General features: G+C 71.8%; 21 protein-coding genes. 6 read left to right on the top strand and 15 right to left on the bottom strand.

Going from position 1 to position 26,254, the window contains the following annotated elements:
- Positions 1-275 precede the first annotated feature (275 nt).
- The 3 genes from Vlu01_RS19060 to Vlu01_RS19050 all read right to left on the bottom strand — a co-directional run bounded on the left by Vlu01_RS19060 (position 276) and on the right by Vlu01_RS19050 (position 3,350).
- Positions 276-641, bottom strand: a complete 366-nt coding sequence (locus Vlu01_RS19060) for a WhiB family transcriptional regulator (RefSeq protein ID WP_204001398.1) — start codon at positions 639-641, stop codon at positions 276-278.
- 131 nt (positions 642-772) lie between these two features.
- A complete protein-coding gene (locus Vlu01_RS19055) occupies positions 773-1,057 on the bottom strand; it encodes a hypothetical protein (RefSeq protein ID WP_204001396.1) in 285 nt (94 codons plus the stop codon).
- Positions 1,058-1,184: 127 nt separating this feature from the next.
- A complete protein-coding gene (locus Vlu01_RS19050; RefSeq protein ID WP_204001394.1) occupies positions 1,185-3,350 on the bottom strand; it encodes an ATP-dependent DNA helicase UvrD2 in 2,166 nt (721 codons plus the stop codon).
- Between the two features lie 92 nt (positions 3,351-3,442).
- On the opposite strand from Vlu01_RS19050, the gene Vlu01_RS19045 reads away from it, so the two are divergent.
- Positions 3,443-3,685 carry a mycoredoxin gene (locus Vlu01_RS19045; protein ID WP_204001392.1) on the top strand — a complete coding sequence of 81 codons (243 nt, stop codon included), beginning with the start codon at positions 3,443-3,445 and terminating at the stop codon, positions 3,683-3,685.
- A gap of 82 nt (positions 3,686-3,767) precedes the next feature.
- On the opposite strand, the gene Vlu01_RS19040 is transcribed toward Vlu01_RS19045, so the two are convergent.
- Complete coding sequence (locus tag Vlu01_RS19040; protein WP_204001389.1) at positions 3,768-5,081, bottom strand: MFS transporter; 1,314 nt, start codon at positions 5,079-5,081, stop codon at positions 3,768-3,770.
- 205 nt (positions 5,082-5,286) lie between these two features.
- Between Vlu01_RS19040 and Vlu01_RS19035 the strand changes: the two genes are divergently transcribed.
- The 3 genes from Vlu01_RS19035 (at position 5,287) to Vlu01_RS19025 (ending at position 7,051) form a co-directional block, all read left to right on the top strand.
- Positions 5,287-6,267 carry a helix-turn-helix domain-containing protein gene (locus tag Vlu01_RS19035; protein WP_204001388.1) on the top strand — a complete coding sequence of 327 codons (981 nt, stop codon included), beginning with the start codon at positions 5,287-5,289 and terminating at the stop codon, positions 6,265-6,267.
- A gap of 68 nt (positions 6,268-6,335) precedes the next feature.
- The gene (locus Vlu01_RS19030; RefSeq protein ID WP_204001386.1) at positions 6,336-6,572 is read left to right on the top strand and encodes a DUF397 domain-containing protein; all 237 of its coding nucleotides are present in this window, start codon (positions 6,336-6,338) and stop codon (positions 6,570-6,572) included.
- Positions 6,573-6,778: 206 nt separating this feature from the next.
- On the top strand, positions 6,779-7,051 hold the full coding sequence (locus tag Vlu01_RS19025; protein ID WP_204001384.1) for a hypothetical protein: 273 nt from the start codon (positions 6,779-6,781) through the stop codon (positions 7,049-7,051).
- A 134-nt stretch (positions 7,052-7,185) separates the two neighbouring features.
- Here Vlu01_RS19025 and nudC read toward each other — a convergent pair whose 3' ends face one another.
- The 9 genes from nudC to Vlu01_RS18980 all read right to left on the bottom strand — a co-directional run bounded on the left by nudC (position 7,186) and on the right by Vlu01_RS18980 (position 20,268).
- Positions 7,186-8,139, bottom strand: coding sequence for an NAD(+) diphosphatase (gene nudC / locus Vlu01_RS19020; protein WP_373307448.1), 954 nt, complete (start codon positions 8,137-8,139; stop codon positions 7,186-7,188).
- 55 nt (positions 8,140-8,194) lie between these two features.
- A complete protein-coding gene (locus Vlu01_RS19015) occupies positions 8,195-9,532 on the bottom strand; it encodes a M16 family metallopeptidase (RefSeq protein WP_204001380.1) in 1,338 nt (445 codons plus the stop codon).
- Positions 9,533-9,590: 58 nt separating this feature from the next.
- Entirely contained in the window at positions 9,591-10,901 is a 1,311-nt protein-coding gene (locus Vlu01_RS19010; protein ID WP_204001378.1) for a M16 family metallopeptidase, read from the bottom strand.
- Positions 10,902-11,000: 99 nt separating this feature from the next.
- Entirely contained in the window at positions 11,001-11,183 is a 183-nt protein-coding gene (locus tag Vlu01_RS19005) for a hypothetical protein (protein WP_204001376.1), read from the bottom strand.
- A 277-nt stretch (positions 11,184-11,460) separates the two neighbouring features.
- Positions 11,461-11,664: a cold-shock protein gene (locus Vlu01_RS19000; RefSeq protein ID WP_013735772.1), complete on the bottom strand. Its 204-nt coding sequence runs from the start codon at positions 11,662-11,664 to the stop codon at positions 11,461-11,463.
- Positions 11,665-11,894: 230 nt separating this feature from the next.
- A complete protein-coding gene (locus tag Vlu01_RS18995) occupies positions 11,895-15,254 on the bottom strand; it encodes an ATP-dependent helicase (RefSeq protein ID WP_204001374.1) in 3,360 nt (1,119 codons plus the stop codon).
- On the bottom strand, positions 15,251-18,691 hold the full coding sequence (locus Vlu01_RS18990) for an ATP-dependent helicase (protein ID WP_204001371.1): 3,441 nt from the start codon (positions 18,689-18,691) through the stop codon (positions 15,251-15,253). The genes Vlu01_RS18995 and Vlu01_RS18990 overlap by 4 nt, the downstream gene beginning before the upstream one ends.
- Positions 18,692-18,858: 167 nt before the next feature.
- Positions 18,859-19,404 (bottom strand): LOG family protein, encoded by a 546-nt coding sequence (locus Vlu01_RS18985; protein ID WP_204001368.1) that lies wholly within the window; start codon positions 19,402-19,404, stop codon positions 18,859-18,861.
- A 3-nt stretch (positions 19,405-19,407) separates the two neighbouring features.
- Complete coding sequence (locus tag Vlu01_RS18980; RefSeq protein ID WP_204001365.1) at positions 19,408-20,268, bottom strand: LOG family protein; 861 nt, start codon at positions 20,266-20,268, stop codon at positions 19,408-19,410.
- A 139-nt stretch (positions 20,269-20,407) separates the two neighbouring features.
- Between Vlu01_RS18980 and Vlu01_RS18975 the strand changes: the two genes are divergently transcribed.
- Positions 20,408-20,560, top strand: a complete 153-nt coding sequence (locus tag Vlu01_RS18975) for a hypothetical protein (protein WP_204001362.1) — start codon at positions 20,408-20,410, stop codon at positions 20,558-20,560.
- 42 nt (positions 20,561-20,602) lie between these two features.
- On the opposite strand, the gene dapE is transcribed toward Vlu01_RS18975, so the two are convergent.
- A complete protein-coding gene (gene dapE / locus Vlu01_RS18970; protein ID WP_204001360.1) occupies positions 20,603-21,676 on the bottom strand; it encodes a succinyl-diaminopimelate desuccinylase in 1,074 nt (357 codons plus the stop codon).
- Positions 21,677-21,804: 128 nt separating this feature from the next.
- On the opposite strand from dapE, the gene dapD reads away from it, so the two are divergent.
- Complete coding sequence (dapD, locus tag Vlu01_RS18965) at positions 21,805-22,764, top strand: 2,3,4,5-tetrahydropyridine-2,6-dicarboxylate N-succinyltransferase (RefSeq protein ID WP_204001358.1); 960 nt, start codon at positions 21,805-21,807, stop codon at positions 22,762-22,764.
- 111 nt (positions 22,765-22,875) lie between these two features.
- On the opposite strand, the gene Vlu01_RS18960 is transcribed toward dapD, so the two are convergent.
- On the bottom strand, positions 22,876-26,199 hold the full coding sequence (locus Vlu01_RS18960) for a S8 family serine peptidase (RefSeq protein WP_373307446.1): 3,324 nt from the start codon (positions 26,197-26,199) through the stop codon (positions 22,876-22,878).
- Positions 26,200-26,254: the final 55 nt, after the last annotated feature.

Genomic DNA, 26,254 nt, shown 5'->3' with positions numbered 1-26,254 from the left:
GGGGACATCGTCCCCGCCCGCCGTTTGCGGTGTCGTCCTACAGAACGCCCAGTTCGCGAGCTGACCGGGCCCGCCCGGTCATGGCGATGGTACGGGCGGATCGGGTTGCCTCAGTGCTCGTGGTGCTGCGACCGGCCTGAGGCCGGAGCATTCGAACCCTCGACAACGCTTCGTTGAGTAGGTACATCTCGGCTCCGTTCGGAAGGTGCAGCATGGTGGTCCGCTTTCTGTCGGCCGGTGCGACACCGGCGGGGTTGATCGGAATCGGGAACATGTCAGGCAGCCAGCCGGACCGCGCTGCGCGACGTGGCCAGACCATCGGCCGCCAGTCGCGCCTCGGCCTCGACCCGCAACTCGGCGTCACGGGCAAGATCCTCCTTGCGCGGGCGACCGCGAGGCCGCTTGCGCGGAACGACCGCGCCGCGCTCGAAGATCTCGCCACCCCAGACGCCCCAGGGCTCGGCCCGCTCGACCGCACCGGCCAGGCACTCGACGCGCAACGGGCAGTCCCCGCAGAGCGACTTGGCCAGTTCCAGCTCGGTGGGCGAGTCGGAGAACCACAGGTCAGGGTCGAACTTCCGGCAGGGCAGGTTCGCCTCCACCTCGACGCTCACGTCGAGCGGAGCCAACGCCAGACTCATCGCCCGGTCACCTCTCTCTCACTGCGGTCTCTCATGGACCGCTGTCGATGTACTTCGGCGGTGCAAAAAACTAAGGCCGCGGATCCCGGTATGCGGGTTCCGCGGCCTCGAGGTGAGCCGGTGGTCTGTGGTCAGACCGGTCTACCTCGAGGTGGAACACCGCGGACGTCCATCCGCTTGCTGACGCCATCGACGCCCTTGCCCGTGAAGCCACTACGCCCCTGGAGCCCGTTCGTAACCGGTGCGAGAATCAGCTCGGCCTGAACCTCGACCCGGTGCACCTGCGGAGCCCACGGTCGCGCGGCGACAGCGGTGGCCCGGACTTCCGCCAGCGGAGCGACGGTCATCGGGGCAGCCGACAGCGGAGCGACGGCAACGGGCAGCGCCGTCGGACGCTGGTAGATGTAGCTCTCCATCGGTGCCACCTCCTTTGACGTTCACTCGTGGTCGACCCGGACACAAACCCCGTGAGCAGCCCGAACAGGGCCCCCTCCCGAGGTGTGCCATGAGGCTATGCCTGCCGGCAGGGCGAGGGCAAACGAATTAACGGTCAGATTCAGAAGTTTTCTGTGGGCAGATCTCGTCGACCGCCGCGCCTGCCACCAACGCCAGCACCGCCTCCCCGTACAGGCCGAGTTTGCGCGGCCCGATCCCGGCGATCGCGACCAGTTCCTCGGCCCGGCCCGGCCGCCGCTCAGCCAGTGCCACCAGCGTCGCGTCGGTGAAGACCACGTACGCGGGCACCTTCTGCGCCCCCGCCACCCGGGACCGCCACTCGCGCAACCGCTCGTGCAGCTCGTCGTCGATGTCGGAGAGACAGGTGGCGCACCGGCCCAGTTTGCGGTCGGGTCCGGCGAGCAGGGTGGTGCCGCAGATCCGACAGGACACGATCCGGGTGGCGGCGCGCCGCTGGGGGGTCCGCACCGGGCGCCCTCCGCTGGCCCGCTCCGTCGCCGAGGTGGGCGCCAGTTGCGGCAGGAAACGACACGGCCGTCGCGGTCGGCCCCCCGGCGAACGGGCCGAGGCGTACGACAGCCAGAGCCACTGCCGGGCCCGGGTGATACCCACGTAGAGCAGGCGGCGTTCCTCCTCGACCTGCTCGGTGGTGCGCGCGTACGTGGTGGGCAGGGTGCCCTCGGCCAGACCGACCAGGAAGACGGCGTCCCACTCCAGGCCCTTGGCGGAGTGCAGGGAGGCCAGGGTCACCCCGTCCACGGTGGGTACGTGCTGCTGAGCCGCCCGCCGGGCCAGTTCCTCGGTGAAGTCGGTCAGGGTGACCGGGCGCTCCACGGTGGCAGCCACCCCCAGCGGCACGATCTCCGGCGTGGCCGCGTACTCCTCGGCGAGTTGCACCAGCGCGGCCAGCGCCTCCCACCGTTCACGGGCGGCACCACCCGGCGGAGGGGTGTCCGGTGCCCATCCGACACCGGCCAGCGCCTCGACCACCGCCGCCGGCAGTGGCGTGTCACCGGGCAGCGACCGGGTCGCCGCGCGTAACGCGACAATCGCCTGACGGACCTCGACCCGCTCGAAGAACCGCTCCGCCCCCTGGACCAGGTACGGCACGCCGGCCTCGGCGAGCGCCTTCTCGTACGCCTCGGACTGGGCGTTGGTGCGGAACAGCACCGCGACCTCGCGGGCCGGGGTGCCGGCGTCGATCAACGCGCGGCAGCGGGCGGCGACCGCGGCGGCCTCGGCCGGCTCGTCGGTGAAGATCCGCCGCTCCGGTTCCGGGCCGGCCGGACGCTGCCCGACCAGTTCCAGGCGCAGCCGCGCCTCGGTGCCCCGCGCCTGCGAGATGACCGCGTTGGCGAGCCCCACCACCTGGGGGGTCGAGCGGTAGTCGCGAACCAGCCGGACCACGGTGGCCGCCCGGTACCGTCGCGGGAAGTCGACCAGGTACGCCGAGGTGGCGCCGGTGAACGAGTAGATGGTCTGGGAGGCGTCGCCGACCACGGTCAGGTCGTCACGTCCGCCGAGCCAGGCGTCCAGCAGCCGCTGCTGCAACGGGTTGACGTCCTGGTACTCGTCGACGACGAGGTGTCGGTACTGGTTACGGACCTGCTCCGCGACATCCGGGTGTTCCTCGATCCCCCACACCGCGGCACGCAGCACGTCCTCGAAGTCGATCACACCTCCGGTGCGCTTGAGCCTCTCGTACGCGGCGAACACCTCCGCCACCTTCGCCGGCTCGTGCGAGGTCTCCCGCAGTGCCTTCGCCGCGGCCACCACGTACTCGCCCGGCTCGACGAGGGAGGACTTGGCCCACTCGATCTCACCGGCGAGGTCGCGGGCCGCCGTCCGGTCGGCCCGGAGACCGGCTCGCGCGGCGGCGAGGGTGACCAGTCTGACCTTGCTGTCCAGCAACTCGGGCATGGCCCGGCCGTCGAGCAGCCGGGGCGCGAAGTAGCGGACCTGGCGCAGCGCCGCCGCGTGGAAGGTGCGTGCCTGTACGCCGGCCACACCGGCCACGGCGAGTCGTTGCCGCAGTTCCGCGGCGGCGCGGGCGGTGAAGGTGACCGCGAGCACGTGCCGGGCCGATATCTCACCGGTCAGCGCCCGGTACGCGATCCGCGACGTGACCGCTCGGGTCTTCCCGGTGCCGGCGCCGGCGAGCACGCAGACCGGGCCGGCCGGGGCGGTCACCGCCGAGCGTTGCTCCGGATCGAGCCCGGCAAGCACGCGTTCGGACGCGGAGTTAACCACCACAGCGGGGAATTGTCGCAGCTCCCCCTGATGTTGCAGCGGATAGCCCGTGCTTGATCGGCAAGCCACCGGGCGCGACGTTGGAGGATCTGACCATGCTGACGATGTATTCCACCCCCTGGTGCGGCTACTGCCACCGGTTGAAGTCGCAGCTCGACCGGGAGGGGATCGCCTACGAGGTGGTCGACATCGAGCAGGATCCGGCAGCCGCGACGTTCGTGATGCAGGTCAACGGCGGTAACCAGACCGTGCCCACGCTGCGCTTCGCCGACGGCAGCGCGTTGACCAACCCGTCGATCACTCAGGTCAAGCAGCACCTGGAGAGCATCGCGGCCTGACCGCCCTGGCGTGGACCATCTCCTCCCGCGCCGATCATGACGTTGGTTGCCCGGGTGCGCGTGCACCCGGGCAACCTCATGATCAACGGTGTCGGGAGGGGTGGGGAGTCTTGGACAGAGCGGTGTCGGCTTTCCGGGCCTCGGGTGCCGGGCGTTGGATGGGAATCCGGGGTCGGGCCGGTGGGCCGGGCGGTGGACTCAGGTGCCGCCCACGCCAGAGGTAGTTGCCCGCGAGCAGGGTCGCCAGACCGACCACCGCGAAGACCAGCCGGTAGTCGAGCAGGGCAACGACAAGCGCACCCATGCCGACAGAGAACGCCTGCGGGCACCTGACCGCCGCCTCGGCGGCAGCGGCGACCCGGCCGAGCAGTTCCGGCGGGGTCCGCCGCTGGATCAGGGTGTGCAGGCCGACCAGGGCCAGCGGCAACGACAGACCCGCCACCAGCACCGCGGCGAGGCCGAGCCACAGATTCGGGTACGCCAGCATCAGCGCGGCAGGTCCGAAGAGCGCCACGCCGACCGCGAGAGTGCCCAGCTCACCGACCCGACGCAGCACAGCGGCGGAGAGCAGCCCACCCACCAGACCACCGATGCCCTGCGCGGTGAAGAGCACCCCCACGAAGGCGGGATCCCGCCCGAGCCCCCGGTCCACGTACGCGAAGATCAGTGACTCGGTGAAGCCCATCACCAGCGAACCGAGGCCGTATCCGAGCAGCGCCCGCCGCAGCGCCGGCTCGCCCGCCAGGTGGCGGAGTCCAGCGACCAGTTCCGCCGGCCAGCGTGGTCCGGGCCTGGCATCGTCGGCCAGCGCGGCGGGCACCTCGTGCGGCACGGCGACCCCCCGCGGCATACCGACCACCACGGCGGCCAGCAGGAATCCGACAATCCCCACCAGGACCAGCGGCCAGCCGCCGAACGCCACGTAGAGGCCGGCACCGGCGAGCGGGCCGATCAATCGCAGTCCCTGCCGGGCGGTCTGCAACGCCCCGTTCGCCTCACCGAGCAAATCCGGTGGCACCAGTTCCCGCACCAGCCGGCTGAGCACCGCCCCGATGGTCAGGTTCGACAACCCGTACCACGCGGCCACCGCGTAGACGAGCCACATGTCGCCCGCGTCGCGGACCGCGAAGAGGGGGGTGAGCAGCAACGCCGTCGCGAGGTTGGTGACCACGAAGAGGGGCCGCCCCGGATACCGGTCGACGAACCATCCGACCAGCGGTGCGAGCGTGCGTGGCGCGAGGATCACGAAGATCGTGGCACCGGCGAGGCCGTCCGATCCGGTGAGGTCCTTCACCCAGACGGCGAGCGCCAGCAGCAGGATCGACTCCGCGGTCATGCTGGCCAGCAGTCCACCGAAGAGCAGGCGGAAGTCCGGGCGGTTCAGGACGGTGCGCATCGATCCTCCGGTGGCGCGACTCGGGATGGAGGGTGTTCGGCGACGCGGATCGCGCCGACCGGAGTCGCTGTCGGGTCCGCGTATTTCTGATGACACGCCCCCACCGGTACCTCCGGCGCCGGTCGCGACGTCCATACTGACCGTGGGGGGCGAATTTCATACAGTTACCGTCGCGTCTGCGGCGGTCGACGGAAAAGAGGACACTGTGCCTCCTGCCGCACCCAGCCCGATCCTGCGCCGCCGCCGGCTCGGCGGTGAACTGCGCCGCCTGCGCGAGGCCGCCGGGCTCACCGGCGACCAGGTCATCGAACGCGTCGGCTGGGCTTCCGCGTCCAAACTGTCCCGGCTGGAGAACGGTCGCAGCCGACCCGACCCAGGCGACGTGCGGGACCTGCTCGACCTGTACCACGTGGACGACGCCCTCCGCCTGGAGCTGCTCGGCATCACCCAGGAAGCCGGCGACATGCGTGGTTGGTTGAAGCGATATCCGGCGATGACGCAACAGCAACGCGGCTTCGCCGAGCTGGAGGCGGGTTGCGCCGAGATCTCCGAGTACAACCCGGTGCTGGTGCCGGGGCTGTTGCAGACAACGGGATACGCGCGGATGCGGATCTCCTCCGCCTGGCAGGTCGATCAGGCCGCCGGTGCCCCGGAGGCCGAGGACGAGATCGAGACGGAGATCAGGGCTCGGTTGGCGCGACAGTCGGCACTCATCCGGGAGATCGATCCGCCCCGCTACACGGCGGTGCTGGAGGAGTCCGCGCTCGGCCGCCGGGCCGGGCCACCGGAGGTGCTTCGTGAGCAGTTGGCGCAGCTCTGCGAGCTGGCCATGCTGCCGAACGTCACGCTGCACGTGCTTCCCCGGGACGCTCCGATCGGCCAGTGGTACCTCCCGCCGACCGCGTTCTCGGTCTACCGGTTCGCCGATCCCCTCGATCCGGAGACGCTCGCCATCGAAGGTGGCTTCACCGACGTCATGTCGACCGACGCAATGACCCTAAATCGCTATAAAGTGGTTTTCGAGTGGCTATGCACGGCGGCACTCTCCGCAACGGACACCCTCTCCTGGCTGATGGAGTCGTCGGGACGGCTGTCCGCCGCGGCGACCCCGCCCACTGTGGCGGGTGGTCCGGCAACGGCGCCGGTTCAACGCCGCAGAGCCTCCGGGCGCCTGACAGAACGGTGACCGGTACCGGTCTGCCGTCGGGACGTGCGTGCCCACTCGTTCCGTCGGTTCACCTCAGGAGCGCAACGATGAACGAGTTCCGCAACACGACAACCGTCCTCACCCAACTCGCGGACGCACCCTGGCGCACCAGTACGCGCAGTCAGACCTCCAACTGTGTGGAGGTGGCACCGCTGTCCAACGGTCCCGCCGCGGTGGCGCTGCGTGACAGCAAGGACCGTGGTGGCCCGGTGCTGCTGTTCGGTCGGGTTGGCTGGCAGGGCTTCATCGCCGGTGCCCGGAACGGGGAGTTCGACACGCACTAGCACGTGGACGTTCGACGGGGCCGCCGGCTGCTGAGCCGGCGGCCCCCGCCGTCGTCCGACAACCCCTGAGCAGGGGTCGGATGATCGGTCGGGCCTGCACACCGATGGGCGCGTTTCACTTGCTGGGACACGCGACGGGCGTACGATGACGAAAGTGACGTGGAACTTCCACGGTCCCATTCATCGCGACACATCCGGAGACCCGCATGCGGTTCCTGATCGTTCGCACCGACATTCGCGCCGTCGCCGACGCCGACATCACCGCTGCCTGGGCCGAAGGGCAGCGGTTGCGGGACGAGACCGCCCAGCCCGAGGCACGGCGCCAGGTCGTCCACGCCGACGACCGCGACGCCGCGCTGCTGCTGGCCCGCGCAATCGCCACCGTGGGCGCCGTGCGTTCCGGCAAGCAGCGGGTCAAGGTGCTGCCGCTGGACGACCCTCGCCACCAACGGGCCGCCTCCGGCTGGCCCGGCACCTGACCCATCACACGTCCGTCGTGGTCGACCGGCTCCCCCGCCGTGTTCCTCACCAGCCGACCACGACGGCCCGTGTCCCCGGTCCGTGACCGCCGCGGCAACGACGGTCACGGACCGGGGCCGCACCACATCGTCCGTCAACAACGCCGGTCGAGCCAGCGGTGCACCAGGAACAGCGCGATCGACGAGGGCGGGGGCAACAGCAGACGGGCATCGCCCACCTCGACCGGCCGACCGGCGAGCGCCGCCTCGATCTCCCGCCGGGAGAACCAACGCGCCTCCGCGATCTCGGTCGGATCGACCCGCAGTGGTTGCGCCGGGTCGGCCACGGCCAGGAAGCCGAGCATCAGCGAGCCCGGAAACGGCCAGGCCTGGCTGCCCGCGTACGTGATGTCGGAAACCTCGACGCCGACCTCCTCGCGGACCTCGCGCAGCACCGCGGCCTCAGCCGACTCCCCCGGCTCCAGGTAACCGGCGAGGCAGGAGAACCGCCGCACGCCCTTCCTGCTGGGCCAGGTGGCGTTGTTGCCGAGCAGACACCTGCCCTCGGCGCCGTCGACCCCGTCGTGCACGAGCACGATCATCGCCGGGTCGGTACGCGGCCACACCCGCTCGCCGGTGCTGTCCACCCGGGTCCAACCGGCCTCGTCCGCCCGGGTCGGCTCGCCGGTGACCGGATGGTACAGGTGTCGGAGATGCCAGTTGGTCAACGCCAGCGCGGTGGTGAACAACCCGGCGTCCCGGTCGTTGAGCACATGCCCGACGTCCCGTAGATGGGCCGGTCGGGTCTCCGGTGCCGCCGGCAGTTGACTGTGCACACAGAAGACCGGGATCCCGTCCGGCTCGACACCGAGGAACATCGCGCCCGAAGCGAGTGCCGGCGGCACTGCCTCGGCGGCCACCAGCACCAGTTCCGGCACGGCGGTGTCGGTACGCACCAGCGCCCGCCCACCCGCCTCGATGTCCAGGACCAGCACCCGTGCCCCGGCCCACGCCTGGGCCAACCACTGCGGATCGGTACGCCGATGCGCCGCGCGGTCCAGCGTGGAGCGGGCCAACGGCGGGCTGCTCTCTCCGCCTCCGCTCACCACGACCCTCCACCGCGACGCCGGCCGACGTATGGCGCCACCGCATGACGACGCACGCTCAACACGGAACCGGGACGGTCTCGACCGGCGCCAGCGTGGCCAGCGACCCAGCGATCCGCTCGGCGTCACCGAGCACCACCGTGACCGCTCGTGACGGGGCGAGGTAGCGGGCCGCCACCTCGGTGACATCGTCCACGCCCACCTTCGCCAGCCGGGCCGCGTGTTCGGCCAGGTAGTCCAGCCGCAGCCCGTTGCCGGCGTACGCGCTGACCAGCGACGCCAGCCCGGCCTGAGTGGAGATGCCGAGCTGGAGCGTGCCGAGAGCGTACTGCCGGGCCTGTTCCAACTCGTCGACAGCGGGCGGCACGGTGGCGATCCGACCCAACTCGTAGATCGTCTCCAGCAACGCCGGTGCCGTCACCTCGGTGGCCACCTCGGCGGCGGCCACCAGCACCGAACCGGCCACCGAGTGCTCGATCAGCGAGTGCGGACCGTACGTGTATCCCTTGTCCTCCCGGATGTTCTCCACCCATCGGGAGGAGAAGTAACCGCCGAAGAGCAGATTGGCCAACTGCAGAGCCGCGTGGTCGGGATGCGTACGCGGTGCCCCCGGCAATGCCACCCGCATCGACGACTGCACCGACCCGGGCCGGTCGACCAGCAACAACGGGCCCGGCTCCAACGGTGGAATGGGCGGCACATCCGCCGCGCGCCCAGCACCGGCCCACCCGCCGAGGGCCTTCTCGGCCGCGTCCAACGCCCGCTCCGGGCGCAGGTCGCCGACCAACACCAGCACCGCGCCCGCCGGATGCACCCGCTGGGCGTGCAGCGACCGCAACGCCGCCGGACGCACGGCCCTGACCTGCTCCGGCTCCGGCGTCTGTACGGCGTACGGGTGCCCGCCGAAGATCCGCCGGAGCAGCGCCGTACGGGCCAGGTGCGCGGGCTGGCTCCGGGCGACCTCGATCCCGTCGACGAGCCGGTCCCGCTCGATGCCCACCCACGCGGACGGGTAGTTGGCGCCGGTAAGGATCTCCGCGAGGATCTCCAGCATCCGGTCCAGCCCGGTGGCCAGGCCGGTGCCGGAGAGCATCAGCCGGTCCGGGTCCAGCCCCGCGGAGAGCCCACCGCCGATCTTCTGCAACTCCGCGGCGATCTGCACACTGCTCATCGTCTCCGTGCCGGAGAGCAGAGTCTGCGTGAGCAGGTGGCCCCGGGCCGGGTGGACCCGCCCGAAGGGCATCCAGAGCCGCAACTCCACCAACGGGACCGCAGGTCGGCGTACCACGATGACGGTGAGCCCGTTACCGAGTGTGCGCTCGGCCTGTCGGGGCAGCTTGAGCCTCCGGGTCGGACCCAACGGCGGCAACTGTCGATGCGGTGTGATCACGCTCACCGGCGCACACCTTTCGTTCGCGACTGCGGGGCTCGCAAACCCGGCTCACTCCTCGCGCTCACCGGGCCCCTCCGGGAATGACCTCGATGGACGCGCGGCGCTCCGGGCGCAGGGTGGCCGCAGCGGCCCGGACCTGCTCGTCGGTGACCGCACCGATCAGGCTGGGCAACTCGCCGAGCAGCCCTGGCTCGCCGCGCTGCTGCTCCAGCACCGCCATCCGCAGCGCCCGGCCGAGCACCGCATCGGTCTCGCGCAGCAGGTGGGTGGCCATCCGCGCCTGGGTACGGGCCAGTTCGCCGTCAGCGAGCCCGTCCTGAGCGAGCCGGTCCAGTTCCTCGTCGAGGGTCCGCAGCACCTTGTCGGCATCGCCACCGGGCGGCAGGTGCGCTTGGAGCACCAGCGCGGTCGGGTCGCGTACGTCGAACGGGTCGCCCATGAAGCCCAGGTAGCCACCGATGCTGGTCACCGTACGGTCCCGGTGCACCAGCCGCCCCACCAACCGCGACGCGTCCCCGTCGGTGAGCACCTCGGCCAGCACCACGTAGGGCAGGTAGGCGGCGAAGTCGTCCACCGGGTCGGGCACCCGCCACGCCGTCGCCAGGGCCGGCAGAGGAGCCAACTGGTCGGTGTACGCGGTACGACGCTCGGCGGTCAGGTCCGGCTCGGCGAAGTCCGGCCGGTCAGGTGCCGGGCGAGCCGGTACGTCTCCGAAATGCCGCTCGATCAGGGTCACCGCCTCGGCGGTGTCGATATCCCCGCTGATCGCGAGCACCGCGTTGCCGCTGGCGTAGTAGCGCCGGAAGAAGTCAGCGGCGTCGGCGACGGTGGCCGACTCCAGATCGTCAAAGGAGCCGTACCCGTCGTGCTCGTTGGGGAAGGTGTCGAACATGACCGGTGGCAGGGTCAGCCAGGGGAACCCGCCGTACGGCCGGTTGAGCACGTTGACCCGGATCTCCTCCTTGACCACGTCGACCTGGTTGCGCAGGTTCTCCTCGGTCAGCCGGGGACCGCGCATCCGGTCGGCCTCCAGGAACAGCGCCCGCTCCAGGGCGTTGCTCGGCAGGGTCTCGAAGTAGTCGGTGTAGTCCAGGTGGGTGGAGCCGTTGAAGGTGCCCCCGGCGCCCTGCACGTACCGGAAGTGGGCGAGCTTCTCCAGATTCTCCGAGCCCTGGAACATCAGGTGCTCGAAGAGGTGCGCGAAGCCGGTACGCCCCTCCGGCTCGGATCGGATGCCGACGTCGTAGACGACCGCCACCCCGATGACCGGGGCGCTGCGATCGGGGGTGAGGACGACCCGTAGGCCGTTGTCGAGGGTGAACCGTTCGACCGGATACCTCGTCGCTGGGATTCTCGCTCTGCGGGTCGGCACGAATCCGACCCTAACGTCTCACCGCCTCTACCGGTGCCTGCGTGGGACGAAGCACCCGGCGACAGGGGTGGTGTGACGACCGGCCCGAGGGCCGCCCGGTCAGCCGGACGCGTTACCGACCTGGTCGGTCGGTGCTGGTCCCTGCAGCTCCACCAGACCCGAGGGAGCGGGACCACCCGGTGTGACCGGCCAGGAGGCGAAAGCCACGGCCGTGGCCAGCAGCAGCCCGACCGCCGCCACCGCGATCACCAAGAGCAGCTCACGCGCCGCCGAGCCCACCATGGTCGTCCCTCCCCCGTACCGAACACGAGCCCCCGGCTCGTCCCCCGCAGCCAGGGTCCCGGAGCCCGGCCAGGATGACAGTCGCCCACCCGACGGCGGAAAGACTGATTACCGACTCAGGGTTATGGTCCTGGTCGGAGCCGGAACGCGGGGACAGACGGGCCGGGAATGTCGGCCACGCGTCCGACCGCGCTCGCCCAGCAGACACGGACGGCCGGGCCGCCACCGGTGCGCGATTGCACGGCGGCGACCCGGCCGACACCGGGTGACCTGGAGATCAGAGCGGACGGATGTTCTCCGCCTGCGGGCCCTTCTGGCCCTGCACGACCTCGAACTCGACCCGCTGGTTCTCGTCGAGGCTGCGGTAGCCGGAGGACTGGATTGCCGAGAAGTGGGCGAAGACGTCCGCGCCGCCGCCGTCCGGGGTGATGAAGCCGAAGCCCTTGTCAGCGTTGAACCACTTGACGGTGCCAATAGCCATGCTTGTTTCGTCTCCTTGACGGAACGTCAACTCCGCACCTGTTGCGGAGTTGAAAGAGGAATGTCCCGGACGAACCTGCCCGAAACGCCTGTCGCTGTTGGTCGCCCCGCCCGGAGGAGTCCGGACATAACAAAGAGCGCCTGGGGCCACATTCCGCCAGGCGCAAACAGAGCTGGTAACCGAAACTGCAACGTGGCAACGATACCACGAACCTGGTGGCGCGCCAGTACTCATGGCAACTCGGGAACCGATCTGATCAACGCGGTCAGCCCGTCGACGTCCAGCAGGTCAGCCGGCCGAACGGTCCCCCCGTCCCGCACGTAGTGGAACGCCGCGCCGACCCGGTCGACCGGCACACCGGCCAGCTCCGCCCAGGCCAGCCGGTAGACCGCCAGCTGCACGGCCGCCGCCTCGGCGGCGGCCCCGTCCGGCCGGCCGCCGGTCTTCCAGTCGACCACGTCGAAGCGGTCACCGGGCCGGCGAAACACCGCGTCCATCCGACCGCGTACCACCACGCCGCCGATCACCGTCGCGAACGGCACCTCCACCTCGACCGGGGTGCGGTCCGCCCACTCGCTCGTCAGGAAGCGCCGCTGAAGCTCGGCCAACTCCTCATCCGGTGCCGCGTCGGCGTCCGCCGCCCCCGGCAGCTCGTCGGTGTCGAGCAACCGGTCCACTCCGAACCGCTGCTCCAGCCAGGCGTGGAACGCGGTGCCCCGGCGGGCGTACGGGCTGGGCTCGGTCGGCATCGGGCGGCGTAGCGTCCGGGCCAGCCCGGCCGGATCCCGGCGCAACGCGACAAGTTGCGTCACCGACAGCTGGTCGGGCAGCGACACCTCGACCGGGCCGGAGAGCCGGCTCAACTCCGCCCGCTCGGCCAGCAGCAGATCGGCTTCCCGCCGCCACCGGGCCACCTCCGGATCCGGGCCGGCCGCCTCGTCCGCCTCTTCGCCTTCCCTGTCGCCGGCGGTCAGGAAACGGCGGACCAACGCCGCCGCCTCGGCCAACGCCGGACGGCGAGGGCCGAGGGGATCCGCCGGCCACTCGGCCCGCAGTACCACCTCGGTGGTGGGATTCACCGCATCCGGTGCCGGTTCCGGAGTCCACTCGTCGACCAGGTGACCGGCACCGGCGTCCAGGCACGCTTCGTACACCTCGCGGAGCAGCGCCGACGGGCCGCGCGGACGCTTGGTGCCGTCACCCCACCAGTGACCGGAACAGAGCAGCAGGCGTCGGGGCCGAGTCACCGCCACGTACGCCAGCCGCCGCTCCTCCCGCTCGTCGTGGGCCCGCCAGGCGTCGGTGAAGTCCTCCACCGCCCGGGCCACACCCCGCTGGTCGTCCGCCTCGGCCAGGGCCAGCTCGGGCAGCCCGTCCGCGTCTCCCCGCAGCGGGAACGGCAGCACGCCCAGGCCGCCGAGCCAGTGGTCAGAGTTGCGGACCGGCCCCGGCCACACGCCACGGCTCAGCCCGGCCACCGCCACCACGTCCCACTCCAGCCCCTTGGCGGCGTGTGCGGTGAGGATCTGCACCGCGCCCTCGACCACCTCGACCTCGCCCGGCGTGAGGCCGCGCTCCTCGTCCTCGGCGGCGGCGAGATAGGCCAGGAAACCGGCGAGTGTGGCCGCCGGTGACTCCCCGCTGAACCGGGCGGCCACGTCACCCAGCGCGTCCAGGTGGCCCCGGGCCAGGCCGGCGTCACCGGCGCCGTCCCGGCCGGCCCGCACCGCCACCTCCACGTCCAGCCCGGTGGTCCGCTCCACATCCGCGATCAGCTCCGGTAGGGACTGGTCCAGCCGGTAGCGGAGCAGGCCCAGTTCCCGGGCGTACGCGCGCAGCCGCGCGTACCCCTCGGCCGAGTACGCCTGCGCGGGCCCCAGGTCGGCGAGCGCCTCCACCAGGGTCGCCTCGTCGAGTCGATCAGGAGTGATCTCCGGGGCACCATCGTCGGCGAGCCTGCGGCGGGCCACCGCGATGGCCCTGGCCCGGCGGTGCAGGGCCACCAGATCCCGCGGCCCGATCCGCCACCGTGCGCCGGTCAGCAGCCGCAGCAGCGCCGCTCCGTCGGTCGGATCGGCCAGCACCCGCAGGGTGCAGACCACGTCGCGTACCTCCGGGGTGTCCAGCAGGCCGCCGAGCCCGACCACCTCGACCGGCAGGCCGCGCTCGCGCAGCGCGGCGGCGATCGCGGGGATCTGGCTACGCAGCCGGACCAGCACCGCCGTGGTCGGGCGGCGGGTGACCGGAATCTGCTCGGGAAGCGCACCTGGCGTGTTGGCCGCGCCCCGCCAGGCCGCCAGCAGGCTGTCGGCGATCCAGTCGGCCTCGTCGGCGTAGGTCGACAGCAGGGCACAGTGCACCGTGCCGGCGGCGGCTCCGCGTGGACTGCGATGCGGGATCGGCTCGTCGACGCCGAGCGCGGCGTGCAGCTCCGGCACCCGGGCCCCGGCCGCGCGCAACGGCGTGGCCAGCGCGTTCGCCACGGCGAGGATCTCCGGCCGGTTCCGCCAGCTGGTGGTCAGCCCGAGCACCCGCGAGGGGCTGCCGTCGGCCCGGGCGAACTCGGTCGGGAAGCGGTCCAGGGTGCCGGCGCTGGCTCCCCGCCAGCCGTAGATGGACTGGCAGGGATCACCCACCGCGGTCACCGGATGCCCACCGCCGAACAACGCGCCGAGCAGCACCACCTGCGCGTGACTGGTGTCCTGGTACTCGTCGAGCAGCACCACCCGGTAGCGGTCGCGCTCGATCTCGCCGACCCCGGGATGATCCCGGGCGACCCGGGCCGCCCGAGCGAGCTGGTCGGCGAAGTCCATCGCCTCGAAGTCGTCCTTGCGGCGGACGTACCCGCGCACCAGCGGCAGCAGCTTCAGCCGGGTCTGCTGGAGGGCGAGGGCCTTGCGCACACCGGCGTAGATCCGCCCCGGACGCGACTGCACGTCGGCGAAGAAGCGGCCGGTCCAGGCGGCCAGCTCGTCCGGGTCGACCAGGTGCTCGTCCAACTCGCCGGCGAGCGCGAGGACCGCGTCGGTGACGGTGCTCGGCATCCGTTCCACCTCGGACATGTCCCCGTCGTAGTTGCGCACGATCAGGTCGACCAACTGCCAGCGGGACGCCTCGGTCAGCAGCCGGGTCGACGGCTCGTAGCCGGCGCGCAGGCCGTGCTCGGTGACGATCCGCCCGGCGTACGAGTGGTAGGTGGCCACCGTCGGCTCGCCGGCGAGGGGATCGTCGAGCGGGTTCCGCTCACGTCGGCCCAACCGGCGGACCAGTTGGTCGAGCCGGACGCGTACCCGGTGCGCCAGCTCACCGGCGGCCTTGCGGGTGAAGGTGAGGCCGAGCACCTGCTCCGGCCGGACGTACGAGTTGGCCACCAACCACACCACCCGGGCGGCCATCGTCTCGGTCTTCCCGGAGCCCGCACCGGCGACCACCAGCAGCGGTTCCACCGGCGCCGCGATGATCGCCGCCTGTTCCCGGGTGGGTGCCGGCAGCCGGAGCAGCTTCGCCAGTTCCACCGGCGTGTACCGAGGGCCGGCGTCGGCGGCGCGAGGCGCCGGCGGGACCGGCTCGAACAGGGTGGGTTGGCTCACGGTTCCACCACCTGCCGTCCCTGGCCGGAGACCGGGCAGCTGCTGCGTACCGGGCAGACCCGGCATTTCGAGTTGGCGACCGCCGCAAAGGTCGCCGCGGCCATCGTGTCGGCGGTCCGGCGGACCAGCGCGGTCGCCCAGCCGGCCTCCGGGCCGTCGGTGGCCGGCGGCTGGGCCTGCTCGCGGGCGTCCTTCGCGCTGGTGCCGAGCTGCACCAGCGCCGCGCCGCCGGACTCGTCGCCGAACTCGGCGAACGCTCCCGCCTCCACCGCCGCCTGATACGCACCCAGCTGCGGATGCTCGGCCACCTCACCCTCGGTGACCGCGGTGGACTTGCCGGTCTTCAGGTCGACAACCACCAACCGGCCATCCGCGTCGACCTCCAACCGGTCCACCCGGCCGGTCAGCTCGATTGGCCGGTGCGGGTCGTCCAGGCGTACCGCGAACTCGTGTTCGATGGCGAGCAGCCGGCGCGGGTTGGCGGCCAGCCAGCGCAGCAGCTTGTCCACCATCGCCTCGGCCCGAGCCTGCTCCGGGCCGACCATCCACCGCGCGGCCAGCTCGATCGCGTCGAAACGGGCGGCCACGTATTCCAGCAGTGTCTCCCGGTCGACGCGGGCGTCCTCGGCAAGCATCGCCGCCGCGTGCACCAGGTTGCCGACGCCCTGCGCGGTGCTGGCCGGCGCGCTGCCGCCGTGCCGTTCCAGCAGCCAGCGCAGGCTGCACCGCAGCGCGCTCTCCATCCCGGACGGAGTCACCCGGACCGGTTCTCCGTCGTCGACCAGGGGCCGGTCGTCCGAGAGGGGCCGCAACCCCCACCAGTCGTCCGGGTGCGCGCCGGCCACCCCGGCGGCGGCCAGCCGAGCCAACTCGGCCGCCGCCGCGCGCCGCCGGACGATCGGTGCTGCGGGATCGACGACCGCGGTACGCAGCTCCGCCACCAATGCGGGCAGCGTGAGCGCCCGGGGTGGCCGGCTCAACGGCAGCCGCCCAGGGTTCAGCCGTTCGGGCTCGGCGGCACCTGTCGGGCCGTCATCGCCCGGGACGTGATCCGTCGGCGGCCCCGGGGGGTGCGGGTGGGTCTGCGGCGGCGGCCCGGCCGTGTCACCCGGCTCGCCGGTGGGGCCCAGTTCGTAGAGGAAGCGGCTGGGTTGCTCCTCGTGGTCGTCACCGCCCACCGAAGCGGAGGCGACCGCGCTGACCAGCAACCGCCGCCGAGCCCGGGTCACCGCCACGTGGAACAGCCGACGCTCCTCGTCGAGCAGCGCGGAGGTCTGCCCGACCACGGTGGCCACCTCGGCTGTGCCGTCCCCGCGACCGGCCAGCACGTCGACCAGGCGTTCCGAGCCGAGCAGACTGCCGCGCAGACGCAGGTCCGGCCAGACGCCCTCCTGCACCCCGGCCACCGCGACCAGGTCCCACTCAAGTCCCTTGGCGGCGTGTGCGGTGAGCAGCCGCACGGCGTCACCTCGGTCGGCGGTCGGCGCGAGCGTGTCAGCCGGCAGTTCCTGACCGAGCACGTGATCGAGGAAGACCTCGGTACGCGCACCCGGCAGACGGTCGGTGAACCGGGCGGCGGCGTCGAAGAGAACCAGCACCGCGTCCAGGTCACGGTCGGCCGCCTCGGCCCGGCGACGCCGGGCGAGGTCGCCTTCGCCGGACACGGCCGGGCCTCGGGTCAGCGCGGCCGACCACAGCTCGGCCAGCCCGCTGGCCCGCCAGACGGCCCAGAGGACCTCCTCGACGGTGGCGGCCGGTCGACCGGCAGCCTCCCGGGCGACGGCCAGCAGCCCGGCCACCGTCTGTGCCGGCTCGGCCCACCGCCGCTCGACTCCGGCCAGTTCCGCCGGGTCGCGGAGCGCCTCGACGATGAGCTCGCCGGAGGGCCGGCGGTCGCCCCGGGCCAGGGCGAGGGCGCGCAGGCCCTGCCGCAGCCGCCGCTCCGCCAACGGGTCGGCACCGCCGAGCGGCGAGTGCAGCAGCGCGACGCCGGCCTCCTCGTCGAGCCGCTCCGGCTCCAGCGCGCACCGCAGCAGAAGCAGCAGCGGCGCGACCGCTGGTTGCAGGTGCAACGGAAGGTCCTCGCCGTGCACCACGGTCGGCACGCCGGCCGCGTGCAGTGCCCGGCGCAGTCCGGGGAGATGCCGGGCGGTGGAGCGCACCAGCACCGCCATCCGCGCCCACGGCACTCCGTCGAGCAGATGCGCTTCCCGTAGGGCGTGCGCCAGCCACGCCGCCTCACTCGTGGTCGAGGAGAAGGTGCGTACCTCCACCACACCTGGCGGAGTGTCCGGCAACGGTCGCAGCCGCCGGTGCGCGGCCGGTCCGCGCAGCCGCCGGGCCAGCCGGGCGGTGGCGGCCAGTAGCCGCTCGCCGGCGCGGTAGCTGGTGGTCAACAGCACCTGCGCGGCCGGGGCACCCGAGGCGGTGCGGAACCGGTGCGGGAAGGTCGTCACGCCCGCCGGGTCAGCACCCCGGAAGGCGTACGTGGAGGAGTCCGGGTCGGCGAACGCGACCAGGGGAAGCCCGCCGCCGGCCACGGTGTCCAGCAGCTCCAACTGCGCGGGGTCGGTGTCGGCGAGTTCGTCGACGTAGACGTACGCCAGTCGACGCCGCTCGGCGGCGAGCAGTTCCGGATCGTCGCGCAGCATTCCGGTGGCCGCCCGGACCAGTTCCGCCGGGTCGTAGGCGACCGAGCCGCGGTTGGTCACGTCACGCAGGGCCAGCACGGCGACGTACTGCCGCAGGAACCGGGCGGCGGCCGGCCAGTCGGCCCGGCCGAGCCGTGCACCGATCCTGGCCAGCTCGACCGGGCCCACCCCCCGCTCGGCGGCCCGCATCAGCAGGTCGCGCAGCTGAGCGGCGAATGCCCGGGTCCGCAGCGCCGGCTGCAGGTCCGCCGGCCAACCGACCGGGTCCTCGTCGGGCTCCGCACCGACGGCGTCCAGCAGTTCGCGGATGATCAGATCCTGCTCCGGACCGGTGAGCAGCCGGGGTGACGGCTCGCCGCGTTCGGCGGCGGCACGCCGCAGCAGGCCGAAGGCGTACGCGGGAAAGGTGCGCACCAGCGGCTCGCGCAACACCCGTTGACCGGTCGCGGCGATCCGCGCCTCGATCCGGTGCCGCAGGTCCGCAGCGCCACGCCGGCTGAAGGTGAGCACCAGGATCCGCTCCGGGTCGACTCCCTCGGCGACCCGGGCGGTGACCGCTTCGACGAGGGTGCGCGTCTTTCCGGTGCCCGGTCCACCCAGGACGAGCATCGGGCCGGCGGTGTGCGCGACGACCTCGGCCTGCCGTGGATCCCCCGGCCCTGGCCCGCCGACCACCTGCCCCGGCGCGGTCTGCCCCGGGTCGACCTGGGGATGTGCGGCGTCCGAAGGCGGACTGCTCCCCTCGGTCGGCCCGGCGGGCCGACGCACCAACCGGTACGCCTGCATCCCGCCATCTCATCACGGCCCTGCGACACCGCTCGACGCGCCACACCCCGCCCGGCCACGCGACGCGCCGCAGGACCGGGACTGCGATCGGCCGGACGGCCCGGATCGTGATGTGCCGGACCGACCGCCTCGACGGTGGCACCGTGACCGGGCATCGGCCGGGCGGGTCAGGCGAGGTGGGATTCGATGAGGTCGAGAGCAGCGGGGACGGTGTCGACCGACCGGAGCAGGTCGAACCCGGCAGGTTTGAGGAAGGCCTGACCGGCCAGATCGCGCAGCCAGGCCAGCAGCGGATCGTAGAAGCCGTCGGTGTCTACCAGCACCATCGGCTTGTGGTGCAGGGCGAGCGTCGCGGTGGTCCAGACCTCGAACAGCTCGTCGAGCGTGCCGAGCCCGCCGGGCAGGGTGACGAAGGCGTCCGACTTCTCGATCATGAGGATCTTCCGGCTGGCCATCGAGTCGGTGACCAGCAACTCGTCGGAGGCGAGGTCGGCGACCTCCAGGTCGACCAGCGCCTGCGGTATGACGCCGATCGTGCGGCCCCCCACCGAACGGGCGCCGTCGACCAGCGCACCCATCATCCCGACGCAGCCTCCGCCGCTGACCAGCGTGTGCCCTCGTCGAGCGATCTGCGCCCCGGTGTCCGCAGCCAGGTCCAGCCAGCGCTGGTCGAGGGTGCGGGACGAGGCGCAGAACACGCAGATCGCGGCCACCGGTCAGCGCCCCGGAGGGCCGTCGGACGCGGCCGACGCGTCATCGGCGGCGGCCTGCTGGTCAGCGGCGGCCCGGGCGACCGCTTCCTCGCGTACGACCTCCTGCTCGACGCTGAGGGCGGCCTCGGCCTCCACGATGTGCCGAACCGCTGCGGCGACATCGTCGGTGACGCAGATCAGCTCCAGGTCGATCGGGCCTATCTTGCCTTCGGCGGCCATCGTGTCCCGCAGCCAGTCCAGCAGGCCCTGCCAGTAGTCCGCGCCCATCAGCACCACCGGGAACCGGGTCACCTTCCCGGTCTGCACCAGGGTGAGCGCCTCGAAGAGCTCGTCCATGGTGCCGAAACCGCCGGGCAGCACCACGAACGCCTGCGCGTACTTGACGAACATGGTTTTCCGGGCGAAGAAGTAACGGAAGTCGATGGCGAGGTCGACCCACTCGTTGATGCCCTGCTCGAAGGGGAGTTCGATGCCGAGGCCGACCGAATGGCCACCGGCCTCGCTCGCCCCCCGGTTGGCCGCCTCCATCACGCCGGGACCACCTCCGGTGATCACCGCGTAACCGGCCCGGGCGAGTGCCGCGCCCAGCGCCTCGGCGAGCTGGCACTCGGGACTGTCCTGCTTGCTGCGTGCCGAACCGAAGACACTGACCGCCGGCGGCAGGTCGGCGAGGGTGTCGAAGCCCTCCACGAACTCGGAGAGTATGCGCAGCGCCCGCCACGCGTCCTTGGTCTTCCAGTCGGCACGCGCGCGGGAGTCCAACAGACGCTGGTCCGCAGTGCTGTTGGTTATCGACTGACGACGGAGGGTGACGGCACCGCGATGCCGCTCCTGTCCCCGTTCGCGCGCGTTGCTCTGGGTCATGGAAGCAACCGTAGTGGAGCCGGGCCGCAGAACCCGGCAAACACTTTGTGATCTTGTGCAACCAAATCGCTTTACCGCACGTCTTACTATTCACATACCGGGTATGCCCCGGCGCGCGGGCTTCGGGGGAGGAGACAGCGTGATCAACAACAGCGAACGGATCCGGATTCGACGACAGATGCAGCGACGCATCCGCGACGTGGTGGCCGAGCGCCGCCGTACCCGCCTGCTTGAGGACTCGCCCGAGCCACCGGTCGACCCCGGCACCGAGTCCCGGCTGACCGCCGTCTGATCTGTCGCGGCGTCCGCCCGCCAGAATGCTGCCGCCGGACGGTCAGGCGGCGGCGAGCCAACGGTGCAGAGTGGCCGCTCCCTCGCGAATCTTGCCGATCTCGACGTGCTCGTCCGGGTGATGGGCCAGGTTCGGATCCCCCGGGCCGAAGTTCAGCGCCGGGATCCCCATGGCCGCGAACCGAGCCACGTCGGTCCAGCCCAACTTGCCGATCGGCGCGGCACCCACCGCCGCCAGGAACTCCCGGGCCGGTGCGGCCTCCAGTCCGGGCAGGGCACCGGCCGCGCAGTCGGTCACCGTCAACTCATAGCCCGCGAAGACCTCGCGCAGGTGCGCCTCGGCCTCGGCCGGCGTACGGTCCGGCGCGAAACGGTAGTTCACCTCGATCTCGCAGCGGTCCGGCACCACGTTGCCGGCGACCCCGCCGTGGATGCGGGTGGCGTTCATGCCTTCCCGGTACTCACATCCGTCGATGGTCACTCGCCGGGCCTGATACGCCGACAGGCGACGGAGCACCTCCCCCGCGTCGTGCACCGCGTTGACACCGTGCCAGGAACGGGCCGAATGGGCCCGCACCCCGGTGGTCACCACCACGGCTCGCATGGTGCCCTGACAGCCGGCCTCGACGATGCCGTGGGTCGGCTCCAGCAGCAGGGCGAAATCCGCCTCCAGCCAGTCCGGGTGCGCCTGCGCGACCAGGTACAGCCCGTTGTACCTCGACTCGATCTCCTCGGCCTCGTAGAAGAAGTAGGTCACGTCGTAGCGCGGCTCAGGCAGGGCCGTCGCGAGGTGCAGCGCGAAGGCGACCCCCGACTTCATGTCCGAGGTGCCGCAGCCGTACATCAGATCGCCCCGCAGGGTCGACGGGAAGTTGTTGTTCAGCGGCACCGTGTCCAGGTGGCCGGCCAGCACCACCCGGGAGGCCCGACCGAGGTCGGTACGGGCCATCACCGTGTTGCCGTGCCGGAAGGTGGTCAGGTGCGGAACCACCCGCAGCACCTCCTCCACGCAGTCGGCGATGGCCTTTTCGTTCAAGGACACGGACTCGATGTCGACCAGCGCGCGGGTCAACGCCACCGGATCGGCGAGGACCTCGGGGGTAAGCGGGTTCTCCATGGTCCGCACGGTACCGTCAGAACCGGCGACCGTGAGGCGCGAGCCCGTCGGCGAGGCACGATGTGCGAGCCTGCGAGCCCCGCAGTCGCGAGCAGCAGCCAACCCAGCAGGGAGCGAGGGGTGAGTAAGTGACGTCCACACAATCCGCGTGGGGCATCGGCCTGGCCACCGTCACCGCCGAGGACCAGGTGCTCGACACCTGGTACCCGACCGGCAAGCTGGGCCTCGGTGAACTGCCGCTGGTGGCCGGTGAGGACGAGGCCGACGTGCTCGACCTGCCGCCCGGCGCGGTCGGCGACCGGGCCCTGCCGGGTCTGCGTACCGTCCAGGTGGTCAGCGTCATCGGCTCGCTGGACGACCCGATCAAGGACGCGCCGGACGCGTACCTGCGGCTGCACCTGCTCTCCCACCGCCTGGTGCGCCCCAACGAGATCAACCTCGACGGCATCTTCGGCAAGTTGGCCAACGTGGCCTGGACCTCCGCCGGACCGTGCCCGCCGGAGCGGGTGGACGAGCTGCGTGTCATCGAGCGGGCCGCCGGTCGCCACCTCGGCGTGTACGGGGTGGACAAGTTCCCCCGGATGACCGACTACGTGGTGCCCTCCGGGGTGCGGATCGCCGACGCCGACCGGGTCCGGCTCGGCGCACACCTCGCCTCCGGCACCACCGTCATGCACGAGGGCTTCGTGAACTTCAACGCCGGCACGCTCGGCACCTCGATGGTCGAGGGGCGCATCGTCCAGGGCGTGGTGGTGGGTGACGGCTCCGACATCGGCGGCGGCGCCTCCATCATGGGCACGCTCTCCGGCGGCGGCACCGACAAGGTCCGCATCGGCGAACGCAGCCTGGTCGGTGCCAACGCCGGTGTCGGCATCTCGCTCGGCGACGACTGCGTCGTCGAGGCGGGTTGCTACATCACCGCCGCCTCGAAGATCAGCCTGCCGGACGGCCGGGTGGTCAAGGCGCGCGAGCTGTCCGGCGTCGACGGGCTGTTGTTCTGGCGCAACTCGGTCTCCGGCGCGCTGGAGGCCCGCCCCCGCACCGGCCGGGGCATCGAGCTGAACGCCGCCCTGCACGCCAACGACTGACGAGCAAGGAAGGGCACCTTCCTAACGCCTCAGGTATAGGAAGGGGCCCTTCCTAACACCTCGCGTTCCGGTGGTCCCGCCCGCGCCGCGGGCGGGACCACCGGGTGCGGCTCACCGCAGGCGGTACGCCTGGATGATCCGCTGGGTGACGGAGTTGCCGTCGACGTCCCGTGCGGTCGCGCGCAGCGACACGTGACCGGGACCGCGCGGGTGCTGCACCGTGGCCTGCCAGCCGTTACCGGCCTTGCGCAGCTTGGCGCGTTGCCAGCGCTTCCCACCGTCGTAGGAGACCTCGACGGTCAACGAGGCCGTCTTCGCCGCCGGTGCACCGGGTTGACGCTGCACCGCGACCGGGATCACGAACGCCCGGCCCGCCGCAGCCGCGTTCCGGTCGTCCAGTGGGGGCGTGAAGCGGATCGCCGAGGCCGGCAGCCGGCGCGGGTCCTCGCCCCGCACGTGCCGGGACCGGAAGGTCCAGGTGGTGACAACCTCGGTACTCAGGTCGGTGAAGGAGCGCTTCGCCGACGTCTCCAGCCGATACCTGGCGGGCCCGGCCGGCACCTCGAACTGAGCCCAACCCGCGTCCTCGGTCTCGCCGACCAGCCTGCCGTTGCGGTACAGCGCGGTACGCGTGGCGTCCGTCAGCGAGCTGCCCGGATGCCCCGCCGCGTCGCTGTACAGCGGCACGGAAAGGCTGATCAGGTCACCCTGCCGGGTCAGACCCTCGTCCGGCCAGCGCGGCACCGGGAACGACGGCGCGTGGGGTGCGCCGTTCCAGACGTCCCGATAGGTCCGTCCACCCCGGTACGCCGTTGGCTCGGAGAACAACACGGCCACCGGCTCGAGCCAGGGCACGTCGTCGCTGCGCGTGCCGGACCACAGCTCGGTGTTCCAGCGAACCGCCCTGGTGCTGTAGTACTCGACCCGCTTGCTCGGCAGCGCGACCGGTAGCCCGATCGCCCAACCGCCCAGGTCGGGGTCGAATTCGGCGAAGGACATCCGTTCGCCGAGCGCTTCCGGATGGCCCTGGGTGAACGTCTGCTTGACGGTGGCCAGGTCACCCCGCCGATAGTTCCGGGTGAGCCCCGCCGGCATCCGTCCCGGGACCATCTCGGCGAGCCCGTAGAAGTACGGGCTGCTGGCTGCCGCCAGGTCGGCGAACTGGCTGTTGAACGCGGCGAAAAAGTGATCCGCGTTGCTCCGCCCGCCGACCTGGCCGCTGAAGAGTCCGCCGAAGTTGTCGGCGAACGCGCCGAATCCGGCCGACCCGTCGTCCAACAGGAAGTTCGCGTCGACGGTGACCAGCGCCGGCGTCGCCGACCGGTCCGGCACCGTCATCCGCACCGGCTTCGCGGTACGCGCGTCCACCACGGCCTTGGCGTCGGACTTCACCACCAGCTCCGGCTGGGCCATCAGCACCAGACTCTCGTCGGCCTCGTCGAACAGGAAGCTGGCCAGCCCGTACCGCCCCTTGGGCACGCGCACCTCGGCGGTGCCGTCCGCGTCGTACACGAGGATGTCGCGGTAGTCGTCCAACCCGACCAGGAAGGTCAAGTAGTCGTCCGGCACCCCACCCTCGCGGCTCAGGTGGCGCACGGTCAGCGTGTAGCTCTCCACCTCCTTGTTGACCGCCAGCGGGGTGGTTGCCACCAGGTCGCCGGCGCGGGCGACCAGCCGAGCGGTGTAGTGGCCGTCGGGCCCGTCGACGCTGGTGTCGGTCGTGACGGTGGTGGACGCGGTACCGCCGGCCGGCACCTGGACCCGCTGCGTACCGAGCGTGAACATGCCGGCCGGCGCGGATGCCCCGTCCGGGCCGGTGGCCTCGACGCTGAGGTCCAGCGTGAGCGGCGTGGTTCCGGTGTTGCGCCAGGTCACCTCGCGTTGGATCGGCTCGTCGTCGTCGTGCGGCCACAAGGTCCGGCCGAACGAGACGCTCGCCGGTTCGCTGACCACCGACTGGGTGATGGCTCGCGCCACGTCGACCCGGCCGGCACCCTGCTGGTACGCGGACAGTTCCGGATGCGGCCGGGCCGAGGCCATCAGGGTGGCCTTGAGCCGCTCCGCCGTCGCGTCGGTGTGCTGCTGGGCGAGCAGCGCTGCCGCACCGGCGACGTGTGGTGCGGACATCGAGGTGCCGGAGAGTGAGACGTACTGTTCCCCGACCAGTTCACCGAGCTGCGTGCCCTGCCCTCGGGCGGCCACGATGTCCACGCCCGGCGCGGTGATGTCCGGCTTGAGGGCGTCGTCACCGACCCGGGGGCCCTGGCTGGAGAAGTCGGCGAGTTGGTCGTCCCGGTCGACGGCGCCGACGGCGAGGGCGGCCTCGGCGCTGGCCGGCGAGCCGACCGTGCCGATCCGGCCGTCGTTGCCGGCGGAGATCACGAAGAGGGCGCCGGTCTGCTCGGTGAGTGTGTTCACCGCCTCCTCAAGCGGATCGACCTCGGGGGTGTCCGCCCCGCCCAGACTCAGGTTGATCACGTCGGCTCCGGCCTCGGTGGCGGCCCACTGCATTCCCGCCAGGATGGCCGACTCGGTGCAGCCGTACTCCTCACAGACCTTGCCGGAGAGCAGGGTGGCGTCGGGTGCCACACCCCGGTAACGGCCGTCCGAGGCGGCGCCGCTGCCCGCGATAATCGAGGCGACGTGGGTGCCGTGCCCCACGATGTCGCCCGGGTTCTCCTCCTCGGTGAAGTTCCTCGCCTCGGCGACCCGGCCGGTCAGGTCGAGGTGCGCGGCGTCGACGCCGGTGTCCAGCACCGCTACGCGTACCCCCTGGCCGGTGAAGCCGGCCTGGTGGGCGGTGGGTGCCCCGATCTGCGGCACGCTGTGTTCCAGGGTCAACTGCCGCCGGCCGTCGAGCCAGATCCGCTCGACACCCCCCGCCGCGTCGAACCGGGCGCCTCGGTTGCCGGCGGCCCCGGCCCAGAACTGGCTCGCCTGTTGCTTGTCCGCGCTGGCCGCGACACCACCGATGGCCGCCAGGTCACGGGTGACGGTCACCCCTTCCGGGGCCCCGGCCCGCCGAGCGGCCGGCCCGTAGGTCAGGAGCAGCGGCAGGTCGTCGCGGTGTGCGTCGTCGTAGCCGGCCGCGATCAGCCCGGTCACGTCGAAGAGCCGACGGTCGACCCGCCCGTCACGGATCAGCGGCAGGGCGTCCTGCGGCACCACCCAGAGGTGGTCCCGCTGCCGCTGGGTGAGGAAGCGGATGCCGTCCCGGCCTGCAGCCGGGCGTACGCTCGCCCCGGCCGCGGTGACCGTCACCCGGTCGCCGGTGACCAGGGTGACGGTGGCGCGGCCAAGGTCCGGTCGGCTGGTCGGGGCATGGTTCGGCGGGGCCGCTGCCGGCGGGGCCGGTGTGGCCGCAGCCACCGCCGGTACGCCGAGCACCAGACCCATCACGAGTCCGGTAGCGGTCAGTTTGCTCCTTCGTCGCAACTGAATCCTCCTCTGGAGCGTCTGTATCGATGTAGGACACATCGATCCCTCTCAC

Source organism: Micromonospora lutea, from assembly GCF_016863535.1.
Taxonomy (GTDB): Bacteria; Actinomycetota; Actinomycetes; order Mycobacteriales; family Micromonosporaceae; genus Micromonospora; species Micromonospora lutea.
The sequence above is the reverse complement of the archived record's forward strand: the minus strand, read 5'-3'. Positions and strand labels throughout refer to the sequence as shown.